The 11,846-nt window shown below is 61.0% G+C and carries 10 protein-coding genes; all 10 read left to right on the top strand.

What is annotated here, in order from left to right; genetic code table 11:
- The first annotated feature begins 13 nt into the window (after positions 1–13).
- The 10 genes from E4L98_RS27240 (at position 14) to lspA (ending at position 11,829) form a co-directional block, all read left to right on the top strand.
- A complete protein-coding gene (locus E4L98_RS27240) occupies positions 14–1,285 on the top strand; it encodes a YeaH/YhbH family protein (protein WP_135204668.1) in 1,272 nt (423 codons plus the stop codon).
- Entirely contained in the window at positions 1,282–2,820 is a 1,539-nt protein-coding gene (locus E4L98_RS27235) for a SpoVR family protein (RefSeq protein ID WP_135204667.1), read from the top strand. Before E4L98_RS27240 ends, E4L98_RS27235 begins: the two co-directional genes overlap by 4 nt.
- 516 nt (positions 2,821–3,336) lie before the next feature.
- Entirely contained in the window at positions 3,337–3,999 is a 663-nt protein-coding gene (locus tag E4L98_RS27230; protein ID WP_135204666.1) for an energy transducer TonB, read from the top strand.
- A gap of 83 nt (positions 4,000–4,082) precedes the next feature.
- Complete coding sequence (locus E4L98_RS27225) at positions 4,083–4,997, top strand: MotA/TolQ/ExbB proton channel family protein (protein WP_205746848.1); 915 nt, start codon at positions 4,083–4,085, stop codon at positions 4,995–4,997.
- Positions 4,998–5,003: 6 nt separating this feature from the next.
- Positions 5,004–5,432, top strand: a complete 429-nt coding sequence (locus E4L98_RS27220) for an ExbD/TolR family protein (RefSeq protein ID WP_135204665.1) — start codon at positions 5,004–5,006, stop codon at positions 5,430–5,432.
- 65 nt (positions 5,433–5,497) lie between these two features.
- On the top strand, positions 5,498–5,929 hold the full coding sequence (locus E4L98_RS27215) for an ExbD/TolR family protein (RefSeq protein ID WP_205746847.1): 432 nt from the start codon (positions 5,498–5,500) through the stop codon (positions 5,927–5,929).
- Positions 5,930–5,999: 70 nt separating this feature from the next.
- On the top strand, positions 6,000–7,226 hold the full coding sequence (locus E4L98_RS27210; protein ID WP_229257599.1) for a tetratricopeptide repeat protein: 1,227 nt from the start codon (positions 6,000–6,002) through the stop codon (positions 7,224–7,226).
- Positions 7,227–7,370: 144 nt separating this feature from the next.
- Positions 7,371–8,327, top strand: a complete 957-nt coding sequence (locus E4L98_RS27205) for a bifunctional riboflavin kinase/FAD synthetase (protein WP_135204664.1) — start codon at positions 7,371–7,373, stop codon at positions 8,325–8,327.
- Positions 8,328–8,392: 65 nt separating this feature from the next.
- The gene (ileS, locus tag E4L98_RS27200) at positions 8,393–11,260 is read left to right on the top strand and encodes an isoleucine--tRNA ligase (RefSeq protein WP_135204663.1); all 2,868 of its coding nucleotides are present in this window, start codon (positions 8,393–8,395) and stop codon (positions 11,258–11,260) included.
- Positions 11,261–11,325: 65 nt separating this feature from the next.
- On the top strand, positions 11,326–11,829 hold the full coding sequence (gene lspA / locus E4L98_RS27195) for a signal peptidase II (protein WP_135204662.1): 504 nt from the start codon (positions 11,326–11,328) through the stop codon (positions 11,827–11,829).
- The last annotated feature ends 17 nt before the right edge of the window (positions 11,830–11,846 follow it).

The raw sequence follows: 11,846 nt of genomic DNA, 5'->3' as shown, positions 1-11,846 counted from the left end.
CAGGAGGCATCATTTGACTTACCTCATCGACCGTCGCCTTCAGGGCAAGAACAAGTCGGCCGTCAACCGCGAACGGTTCTTGCGGCGCTACAAGGCCCAGATCAAGGACGCGGTGGGACGCGCCATCAAGGGACGTTCCATCACCGACATTGAAAATGGCGAAAAAGTTTCCATCCCGGTCAAGGATGTGAACGAGCCCACCTTTGGCCACGCCCACGGCGGCGTGTGGGAGGTGGTCAACCCCGGCAACCAGGAATACCAGCGCGGCGACCAGATCAACCGGCCCAAGGGCGGCGGCGGCGCCGGCCGCGGCAAGGCCGGCAACAGCGACCAGACCACCGAGGATGACTTCATCTTCGAGCTGTCGCGCGAAGAATTCATGAATTACTTCTTCGAAGACCTGGAACTGCCGCACATGGTCAAGACCCAGCTGACCGCCACCACCGAATTCAAGAACCAGCGCGCCGGCTACAACATGTCGGGCACGCCGTCCAACATCCACGTGCTGCGCTCGCTGCGCGGCGCGCTGGGCCGGCGCATCGCCGTCGGCGGCAGTTCGCGCAAGCGCGTGATCGAGGCCGAGCGCGAGCTCGAGGACTTGCTGGCCGAAGGGCTGCCGCTGCAGGACCCGCGCGTGGTGGAGCTGAAGAAGCTGATCCATCACCTGCACACGCGGCTGCTGGCGATCCCCTTCATCGATCCGTTCGACCTGCGCTACACCAATCGCATCAAGGTGCCCAAGCCGATGACGCAGGCGGTGATGTTCTGCATCATGGACGTCTCCGGTTCCATGGACGAGACGCGCAAGGACACGGCCAAGCGCTTCTTCATCCTGCTGTACCTGTTCCTCAAGCGCGTGTACGACAAGATCGAGGTGGTGTTCATCCGCCACCACACGGCCGCGGCCGAGGTCGACGAGAACGAATTCTTCCACTCGCGCGAATCGGGCGGCACCGTGGTGTCGTCGGCGCTGCACCTGCTGAACAAGATCATCGACGAGCGCTACGGCGCGGGCAGCTGGAATTCCTACGTGGCCCAGGCCTCGGACGGCGACAACTGGGACAACGACTCGATGCTGTGCCGGCAGCTGCTGGTCAACACCATCATGCCCAAGGTGCAGTACTACACCTATGTCGAGATCACCGATGGCCCGCCGCAGAACCTGTGGGAGCAGTATGCGCAGGTGCCGGAATACCATCCGAACTTCGCCATGCAGAAAATCGTCACGCCGGCCGACATTTATCCGGTGTTCCGCGAACTGTTCAAGAAGCAGCCGAAATCATGAACGATATGACGCCCAAGCCGCGACATCCGAACGCCCTGCCGGAGCAATCCGAATGGACCTTCGACCTGATCGAGCAAATCCACCAGGAAATCCGCCGCGTGGCCGGCAACTTCGGCCTGGACACCTACCCCAACCAGCTGGAAATCATCACCGCCGAGCAGATGATGGATGCCTACACCTCGGTCGGCATGCCGGTGTCGTACAACCACTGGTCATTCGGCAAGCACTTCCTCAGCACCGAGAAGGGCTACAAGCGCGGGCAGATGGGCCTGGCCTACGAGATCGTCATCAACTCCAACCCCTGCATCGCCTACCTGATGGAGGAAAACAGCCTGACCATGCAGTCGCTGGTGATCGCGCACGCGGCGTACGGCCATAACTCCTTCTTCAAAGGCAATTACCTGTTCCGCACCTGGACCGACGCCGACGCCATCGTCGACTATATGGTGTTTGCCAAAAATTACATCGCCGAGTGCGAGCAGCGCCACGGCATCGACGCGGTCGAGCTGCTGCTCGATTCCTGCCACGCGATCCAGAACTACGGCGTGGACCGCTACAAGCGGCCGGCCAAGCTGTCGATGGCGCAGGAACGCGCGCGGCAGAAGGAGCGCGAAGCCTATGTGCAGTCGCAGGTCAACGAGCTGTGGCGCACTGTGCCGCGCCGCGCCGAGGAGGAAGCGGTGCGCGCGGCGCCGCGCTTCCCGCCCGAGCCCGAGGAAAACCTGCTGTACTTCATCGAAAAATATGCGCCGCTGCTGGAACCGTGGCAGCGCGAGATGGTGCGCATCGTGCGCAAGATTTCCCAGTACTTCTACCCGCAGCGCCAGACCCAGGTGATGAACGAGGGCTGGGCCACGTTCTGGCACTACACCATCCTCAACCAGTTGTACGACGAGGGCGTGGTCGGCGACGGCTTCATGATGGAGTTTTTGAAGAGCCACACCAACGTGGTCTACCAGCCGCCCGTCAACAGCCCATATTACAGCGGCATCAATCCGTACGCGCTGGGCTTTGCCATGATGACCGACATCCGCCGCATCTGCGAGCACCCCACCGACGAGGACCGCGAATGGTTCCCCGACATCGCCGGCAGCGACTGGCGTAAGACGCTGGACTTCGCCATGCGCAATTTCAAGGATGAAAGCTTCATCGCCCAGTATTTGTCGCCCAAGCTGATACGCGAATTCCACTTCTTTGCCGTGCTCGACGACGACCACCACGAGAAGCTGACCGTCTCGGCGATCCACGACGATCTCGGTTACCGATACGTGCGCCAGCAACTTGCGGAACAATATAATCTGGGTAATCGCGAACCCAACATCCAGGTATGGTCGGTCAACACCCAGGACGACCGCGCGCTGACCCTGCGCCATACCCAGTTCCAGCGCCGCCCGCTGAACCAGCAGGCCGGCGAGGTGCTGAAGCACGTCGCACGCTTATGGGGCTTCGATGTCCGTCTGGAGACGGTCAGCCCCGCGGGCGAGGTGGTCAACACGCTGGAAGTGAAGCGTGAAAAACGGGGGCGCCTGCCATGACCTGATATAGATATGTCTGTCGGCCGGCCGGATCAGATTCAGGCACGGCTTTTGCAAGGACTAAAACCGGGGTCGGCGGCGGCGCGCTGAACCCGGTTTTTTTATGGGATGCATGAGCGGCAAGAGAAGTCAACGTTTTTCTGAAAGTACTTGTATAGGAGGCTCGGCAAGAATTTCATACAAGAAACATTTACGGCCAAATTATTAACTGCGCGTAGTAAAGTTACTCGCATAAAATTCCGTTTTTGGCCTTAAGGGAAAACTAAGTAACGTCATGGTGCAAGCGCGCACAAAATTGCGCGGAACAAGCTTGTCGAATGTTCCAGAACGGTGCAAAGTGAGCGCTACCATATAGGAAAACCCTATGAAATTTAACCGGTTTTAGGGATGAAAATTCTATGTAAAATCAAGAATTCGTATGTATAATTCGCCGACGTCCCGGATGCGGCTGTTGTTTTGTGTCGCCATTTTGGGGTTCAGTAGCACCAAAAAGAGTAGGTATTGGAGAAAGCAGGCATGAATTTCACGCACAACGAGAAAAGCACCGGGAAGAACTTTACAGGCATCACAATTGTCGTTTTGTTGCACCTCCTGGTCGCTTATGGGATCGTGACGGGCTTGGGAAAACGTCTGGTGGCCAAGATGGTCGCACCAGTGGAGACCAAGATCATCGAGGAGGTGAAACCTCCTCCACCGAAAGAACTCCCACCGCCACCACCTCCGCCAGAGATGAAAGCGCCACCGCCGCCTTTCATCCCGCCAGTTGAGGTGAACGTGCAGCAGCCGCCGCCACCGCAGAACGTTATTCAGAACGCGACTAACGTGAAGCCGCCGACAACCGAGATCCAGAAAGCCCCGCCAGCCCCGCCGGCAGCGCCACCTGGCCCTCCGAAAACCGGTGTCCGTACGGCTGCTGTGGTCGACTTCAGCACTTGCGCCAAACCGGAATGGCCGAAGTCGTCGCTGCGTAATGAAGAAACCGGTACCGTGCAACTGTCGTTCCTGATCGCGACCGATGGTCACGTTGCCGACGCCAAGGTTGTGAAATCCAGTGGCTTCCGCGATCTGGATAAAGCAGCAGTGAATGGCATCAGTAAGTGCCGCTTCAAACCGGGAACGGAAGATGGCGTGCCAAAAGAAGGCTGGCAGCAGATGCAATACGTCTGGACGCTGGAGTAAACCCGAGACAACCCATTGTCTCAACTTAGTAATTTCGTTGTCATTACGCCAGCGATCTGATTATTTTTCAATTTGGAGGAAGCATGTTTAAGAATACCCGTTTGTCCGCTGTACTGGCCGCTGTGCTGTTCTCGGTGTCCGCAGCTACTGCCCTGGTGAGCGCTCCAGCCTTCGCGCAGGACCAAGCCTCGGCCGCCGCTTCGGCCCCTGCAGCCGCGCCAGCCGCGGACGCGGCCGCAGCTCCTGCTGCTCCTGCCGCTGACGCCGCCGCTCCGGCCGCCGCGCCAGCAGCCGCTCACGGTGGTAAAGAAGAAGTGGAAAACCCATACGGCTTCGCCGCCGTGTGGGAAGCTGGTTTCGTGTCGCGTGGCACCCTGATCATCCTGTCGCTGATGTCGATGGGTTCGTGGTACATCATCATCACCAAGCTGATCGACCAGATGAAGATCTTCAAGCAGTCGAAAGAAGCGTCGGCCAAGTTCTGGAAGGCCTCGTCGATCGCCGCTGGTTCGTCGACCCTGACCGATGGTTCGCCATTCCGCTTCATCGCTGAAACCGGCACCAAGGCCACCGCTCACCACGACGGCGCCCTGCTGGAACAAATCGACCTGTCGACCTGGGTGACCATGTCGATCCAGCGCGCTGTTGACAAAGTTCAATCGCGTCTGCAAGACGGCCTGTCGTTCCTGGCAACCGTGGGTTCGACCGCACCGTTCATCGGTCTGTTCGGTACCGTTTGGGGTATTTACAACGCGCTGATCGCGATCGGCATGTCGGGTAACGCCTCGATCGACAAAGTGGCAGGTCCAGTGGGTGAAGCGCTGATCATGACCGCCTTCGGTCTGTTCGTTGCAGTTCCTGCGGTTCTGGGCTACAACTGGCTGGTGCGTCGTAACAAAGCCGCGATGGAAGACGTGCGCGCCTTCTCCGCTGACGTTCACTCGGTGCTGATCTCGGGCGCAATGTCGACCGCTACCGGCTCCAAAAAAGTTGGGTAATTAATCATGTCCATGTCCGTAGGCTCCGATACCGGAGACGAAGATACCGTCATGTCGGAGATCAACACGACGCCCCTCGTGGACATCATGTTGGTTCTGCTGATTATCTTCCTGATTACGAGCCCGGTTGTGCTGAAGCTGGTGAAGATCAAGCTGCCAGAAGAAACCAATCAGGTTATCCAGACCAAACCAGAAGACATCAACATCGTGGTCAGCAAAGATGGCGATATCTACTGGGGTAACAAGAAAATGCGCGATGCCAACGATCTGTTCGACCAGCTCAAGGTCGAAGCCGTGAAGGTACCGCAGCCGGAAGTGCACGTTCGTGGCGACCAGGAAACCCGCTACGAAGCCATCGGCAAGGTGATCTACACGACCCAGCGCGCGGGCATTCAGAAGGTCGGTTTCATCACCGAACCGCCTGATAAGGGTTAATCCCCGATACGTGCATCGCAGGTTCGGGACTTCGGTCCCAACCTGCCTTTCTTAAAGGAAACACCATGAGTATGAATGTCGGTTCCCCTGCAGGTGGTGGCGCGGATCCGGAACCAATGATGGAAATGAATATGACGCCCCTCATCGACGTGATGCTGGTGCTGATTATCATGATGATCATTACGATTCCAAAAGCCAACCACTCGGTTAACCTGAACATGCCGGTCGGCACCCCGCCGCCGCCAACCAAGGAACCAGTGGTCGTCACCATTGACGTCGACTTCGACGGTACGATTCTGTGGGATAACGCTGTCGTTCCCGACCGCGCCACCCTGGAAGCGAAACTGACCGATGTCGCGGCGCAAGCTGACCAGCCGGAAGTGCATCTGCGTCCGAACAAGCTGGTATCGTACAAAGTTGTCGCAGGCGTGATGGCTTCGGCCCAGCGTCTGGGCGTGACCAAGATTGGTCTGGTCGGTAACGAACAGTTCCAGTAATAAGTCCCATGTACAATGATAGGCAGGACATTCCTGCCTATTTCGTTTTTTGAAGAAAGAAAACTCACCCATGACCAAGTTTCGTCTCGCCCATCTCGGCCTGGTAATGGCCGCTATTGGTTTCACCGCAGCAGTTCCTGTCACCGGCCTGTCGTCGGTCGCCTACGCCGCCGAGACCGTGCGTGCTGAAATCGGCAAACCGCTGCAAGAAGCCCAGAAGCTGGCCGGCTCCGGCAAGAACAAGGAAGCGCTGGCCAAGCTGAAGGAAACCGACAGCGTCGGTGGCAAGTCCGCAAACGAAACTTATCTGATCGAACGTACCCGCGCCTCGGCCGCCGCCGCCGCCGGCGAATACGAGACCGCCGCGAAAGCATTCGAGACCGTGATCAATTCCGGCAAGCTGTCGCCTGCCGAACAACCGAAATTCACCCAGGCGCTGGCCGGCATCTACTACCGCATCAAGGATTACCCGAAAGCCATCACCTGGATTCAGCGCGCGCTGAAAGACAATCCGAACGACAGCCAGATGTACGAACTGCTGGTGCAGACCTACTACATCAGCGGCAAATACCAGGAAGCCGCCAAGGAACTGTCGAACGCCAAGAACCTGACCGAAGCCCAGCTGGGCATGCTGGCCAACATCCAGCTCAAGCAGAACGACAAGGCCGGTTACGTCCAGACCCTGGAAAAGATGGCCGCCTCGTATCCGAAAGCCCAGACCTGGGCCGACCTGCTGCAGCGCGTGCAGACCAAGCCAGGCTTCTCCTCGACCCTGTCGCTGGACCTGCTGCGCCTGCGCCTGCAACTGGGCCTGCTGACCAAGCCGTCCGACTACCTGGAAATGGCCCAGCTGTCGCTGCAGGCCGGCAATCCGGCTGAAGCGATCAAGATCATCGACCAGGGTTACAAGAAAGGCGCCCTGGGCACCGGTTCCGACGCCCCGCGTCACCAGCGTCTGAAAGACCTGGCGGCCAAGACCCAGACCGAGTTCGACGCCAAGGCCGCCGCCACCGAAGCGGAAGCCACCAAGGCCAAGGATGCCGACACCCTGTCCAACCTGGGCTACGGCCTGGTGTCGGAAGGCAAGGCCGACAAGGGCCTGCCGCTGATGGAACAGGCGGTCAAGCTGGGCACCGGCAAGAATCCGGAAGCCCTGAAGCTGCACCTGGGCATCGCCCAATTCGTCGCCGGCAAGAAGCCAGCCGCGCTGGCGACCCTGAAGACCGTCAAAGGCACCGACGGTACCGGCGACCTGGCGCGTTACTGGGCCATGAACATCAACCACCCGATGCAATAATTCGGGCAGTCTGATGCGCAAAGCGCTGTCCGGCCCGGCCGACAGCGCTTTTTTTATTCGGGGTCGTGTCCGAATGTCGGCTCTGACCCCGATGTTGGTGTCCGGTATAATCCCGTATTTGCGATTGTTTCCACCAGATTCCCCATGAAGGTATTCCGAGGTCTCCCCAATGCAGCGGCGCGCGCGCCCTGCGCGCTCACGATCGGCAACTTTGACGGTGTCCACCTGGGCCACCAGGCATTGCTGGCCCGCGTGCGCGCCGCCGCCACCGGCCTCGGACTGGAAGCGGCCGTGATGACCTTCGAACCGCATCCGCGCGAATTCTTCGCGCAGAAGGCCGGCGACCTGTCCCGCGCCCCGGCCCGCATCGCCAATTTGCGTGACAAGCTGCAATCGCTGTCCGATAACGGCATCGACCGCGTGATCGTCGAACACTTCTCGGCGCCGTTCGCGGCGCTGACGCCGCGGGAATTCACCGAGAAAGTGCTGGTCGAGGGACTGCACGTGAAATGGCTGATGGTCGGCGACGACTTCTGCTACGGCGCCCGCCGCGCCGGCAATGTGCAGATGCTGCTGGAAGCCGGCAAACAGTATGGCTTCCACGTCGAGACCCTGCCTACCGTGATGAACGGCAGCACCCGCATCTCCTCGTCGGCCGTGCGCGAGGCGCTGCACGCCGGCGATTTCGCGCATGCCCAGGCGCTGCTCGGCCACCCTTACGCCATCTCCGGCCATGTGATCCACGGCCAGAAACTGGGCCGCACGCTGGGCTTCCCGACGCTGAACCTGCGCGTGCCGCACCGCCCCGCCCTGGCGGGCATCTTCATCGTGCAGGTGCACGGCCTGGCCGGGCAGCCGTTACCGGCCGTGGCCAGCCTGGGCGTGCGCCCCACCGTCGACGACAGCGGCCGCGTGCTGCTGGAAGTGCACGTGTTCGACTTCGCCCGGAGCTGCTACGGCAAACAGGTGCGCGTCGAGTTCCTGCACAAGATCCGCGACGAGGAAAAATACGTCGATCTGCCGACGCTGACGGCCGCCATCCACAACGACGCCGCCGTGGCGCGCGCCTTCTTCGCCAAGCGCGCCACCGACCGAATTTGACCGCGCGATCAGCTACGCGCGCCGGCTACCAACGAATTCCCGAATACCCATACTGAACGCATACCATGTCCGATAACAAATCCGCAAAGAAGCCTGAGAGTAAATACCCGGTCAACATGACCGAAACCCCGTTCCCGATGCGCGGCGATATGGCCAAGCGCGAGCCGAACTGGGTCAAGCAATGGCAGGACAAGAAGATCTACGAGCGCGTGCGCAAGGCTGCCGCCGGCCGTCCGAAATTCATCCTGCACGATGGTCCGCCGTACGCCAACGGCGACATCCACATCGGCCACGCCGTCAACAAGATCCTGAAGGACATGGTGGTCAAGGCCCGCACCTTCGCCGGCTACGACGCGCCATACGTGCCGGGCTGGGATTGCCACGGCATGCCGATCGAGATCCAGATCGAAAAACAGTACGGCAAGAATCTGCCGACCGCCGACGTGCTGACCAAGGCCCGCGCCTACGCGCTGGAGCAGGTCGACCGCCAGCGCAAGGACTTCATCCGCCTGGGCGTGCTGGGCGAATGGCAGAATCCTTACCTGACCATGAACTACTCCAACGAGGCCGACGAACTGCGCGCCCTCGGCACCCTGCTGGAAAAGGGCTACGTCTACCGCGGCCTGAAGCCGGTCAACTGGTGCTTCGACTGCCAATCGGCGCTGGCCGAGGCGGAAGTGGAATACAAGGACAAGCGCGATCCGGCCATCGACGTCGGCTTCAAGTTCGACGATACCGACAGGCTGGCGCGGATCTTCGGCCTGGACAAACTGCCGACCGATAACGGCTACATCGTGATCTGGACCACCACGCCATGGACCATCCCGTCCAACCAGGCGCTGAACGTGCATCCGGAAGTGATCTACGCGCTGGTGCAGACCGAGCGTGACGGCCAGCCGCTGCTGCTGATCCTGGCCCAGGATCTGGTGGAATCCTGCCTGTCCCGCTACAAGCTGGAAGGCACCACCATCGCCACCGCCCACGGCGCGGCCTTCGACGGCGTCAGCTTCCGCCATCCGCTGCACGCGGCCGATCCGTTCTACGACCGCCTGTCGCCGGTCTACATGGCCGACTACGTGACCACCGATTCCGGCACCGGCGTGGTGCACTCGGCGCCGGCCTATGGCCTGGACGACTTCATCTCGTGCCGCGCGCACGGCATGAAGGACGCGAACATCCTGACCCCGGTCATGGGCGACGGCAAATACGCCTCCACCCTGCCGCTGTTCGGCGGCCTGACCATCTGGGAAGCCTCCAAGCCGATCTGCAACGCGCTGAAGGAAGCCGGCGCCCTGTTTGAACTGAAGATGTTCGACCACAGCTACATGCACTGCTGGCGCCACAAGACCCCGATCATCTACCGCGCCACCTCGCAGTGGTTCGCCGGCATGGACGTGCATCCGAAGGACGGCGGCGCCACCCTGCGCCAGACCGCGCTGAAAGGCATCGACGAGACCCGGTTCTTCCCGGACTGGGGCAAGGCGCGCCTGCACGGCATGATCGCCAACCGTCCCGACTGGACCCTGTCGCGCCAGCGCCAGTGGGGCGTGCCGATGGCCTTCGTGGTCCACAAGGAAACCGGCGCCCTGCATCCGCGCACCCCCGAGCTGCTCGAGCAGGTGGCGAAACTGATCGAGAAGGACGGCATCGCCGCCTGGCAGTCGCTGGACCTGAAAGACCTGATCGGCGACGAAGCCGCCCAATACGAGAAGAACAAGGACACGCTGGACGTGTGGTTCGACTCGGGCACCACCCACCAGACCGTGCTGCGCGGCTCGCACAAGGAGCAATCGGCGTTCCCGGCCGACCTGTATCTGGAAGGTTCGGACCAGCACCGCGGCTGGTTCCACTCCTCGCTGCTGACCTCTTCGATGCTGAACGGCGCGCCGCCCTACAAGGCGCTGCTGACCCACGGCTTCGTGGTCGACGGCGAAGGCAAGAAGATGTCCAAGTCCATCGGCAACACCGTCGCACCGCAGGATGTGTGGAACAAGCTGGGCGCCGACATGCTGCGCCTGTGGGTGGCCTCGACCGATTACACCGGCGAGCTGTCGATCTCCGACGAAATCCTCAAGCGCGTGACCGAATCGTATCGCCGCATCCGCAACACCCTGCGCTTCCTGCTGGCCAACCTGTCGGACTTCGACGCCGCCAAGGACGCGGTACCGGTGGAAGAACTGCTGGAGATCGACCGCTACGCCATCGCCAACATGGCGCAGCTGCAGAAGGAAATCGAAGCGCACTACATGCAGTACGAATTCCAGCCGGTGACGTCCAAGCTGCAGAACTACTGCTCGGAAGACCTGGGCGGCTTCTACCTGGACATCCTCAAGGACCGCCTGTACACCACGGCCGTGACCTCGCTGTCGCGCCGCTCGGCGCAGACCGCTCTGTGGCACATCACGCAAAGCCTGCTGCGCCTGATGGCCCCGGCCCTGTCCTTCACCGCCGAGGAAGCATGGGAGATCTTCGCCGGTCCGGAAGGCTGGAAGGCCAGCGACGAAACCATCTTCACCCAGACCTGGTGGCAGCTGCCGCAGCTGGCCGACGCCGACGCGCTGCTGAGCAAGTACGCGACCCTGCGCGCGGTGCGCACCGACGTCACCAAGCAGCTGGAAGACCTGCGCACCTCGGGCGCGATCGGATCCTCGCTGCAGGCGGAACTGAGCATCAAGGCCGCCGGCGACAAGTACCAGGCGCTGGCCAGCCTCGATGACGATCTGAAGTTCATCTTCATCACCTCGGTGGCGACGGTGGCGGAAGTGGCGAGCGAGGCGGAAGAAGCGGTCAGCGTGGCCGCATCGACGGCCGAGAAGTGCGAGCGCTGCTGGCACTACCGCGCCGACGTCGGCGCCCACGCCGACCACCCCACCCTGTGCGGCCGCTGCTACAGCAACCTGTTTGGTGCGGGCGAGAAACGCAAGTTCGCTTAATATGACGGCCGCCGCGCTGCCAAAAAGCGCGGCGGCATCGCCACGACGAACCAACAAGAACTTTTATGGCCACCAAAAAAATCTTCCCGACCAAATCCTCGGCCAGCCTGACGCCCTGGCTGTGCATCGCCGCCCTCGTGATCCTGATCGACCAGCTGACCAAGATCACCATCGCCAAGACCTTCCAGCTGGGCGAAGAAAAAGTGATCACCACTTTCTTCAACCTGGTGCTGGCGTATAACAAGGGCGCGGCCTTCAGCTTCCTCAGCGACAGCGGCGGCTGGCAGCGTTACTTCTTCACCGGCATCGCGCTGGCCGCGGCCGTGTTCATCATCTACCTGCTGAAAAAGCACAGCGGCCAGCGCATGTTCTCGTGGGCGCTGGCATTGATCCTCGGCGGCGCCATCGGCAATGTGATCGACCGCATGGTCTACGGCCACGTGATCGACTTCCTCGATTTCCACTGGCCGGGACTCGGCCACTTCCCGGCGTTTAACGTCGCCGATTCGGCGATCTGCATCGGCGCCGGCCTGTTCATCCTGGACGAACTACGCCGGGTGAATCGCTAAGAACGGAGCAGCATCAT

It is taken from the genome of Duganella callida, assembly GCF_004614165.1.
Classification (GTDB): Bacteria; Pseudomonadota; Gammaproteobacteria; order Burkholderiales; family Burkholderiaceae_D; genus Rugamonas; species Rugamonas callida.
This window is presented reverse-complemented; position numbering and strand designations above follow the sequence as displayed.

Coding starts and splice junctions, on each gene's coding strand:
- E4L98_RS27210 (WP_229257599.1), top strand. CDS start 6,000: ATGACCAAGTTTCGTCTCGCCCATCTCGGCCTGGTAATGGCCGCTATT.
- E4L98_RS27215 (WP_205746847.1), top strand. CDS start 5,498: ATGAGTATGAATGTCGGTTCCCCTGCAGGTGGTGGCGCGGATCCGGAA.
- E4L98_RS27225 (WP_205746848.1), top strand. CDS start 4,083: ATGTTTAAGAATACCCGTTTGTCCGCTGTACTGGCCGCTGTGCTGTTC.
- E4L98_RS27205 (WP_135204664.1), top strand. CDS start 7,371: ATGAAGGTATTCCGAGGTCTCCCCAATGCAGCGGCGCGCGCGCCCTGC.
- ileS (WP_135204663.1), top strand. CDS start 8,393: ATGTCCGATAACAAATCCGCAAAGAAGCCTGAGAGTAAATACCCGGTC.
- E4L98_RS27220 (WP_135204665.1), top strand. CDS start 5,004: ATGTCCATGTCCGTAGGCTCCGATACCGGAGACGAAGATACCGTCATG.
- E4L98_RS27230 (WP_135204666.1), top strand. CDS start 3,337: ATGAATTTCACGCACAACGAGAAAAGCACCGGGAAGAACTTTACAGGC.
- E4L98_RS27235 (WP_135204667.1), top strand. CDS start 1,282: ATGAACGATATGACGCCCAAGCCGCGACATCCGAACGCCCTGCCGGAG.
- lspA (WP_135204662.1), top strand. CDS start 11,326: ATGGCCACCAAAAAAATCTTCCCGACCAAATCCTCGGCCAGCCTGACG.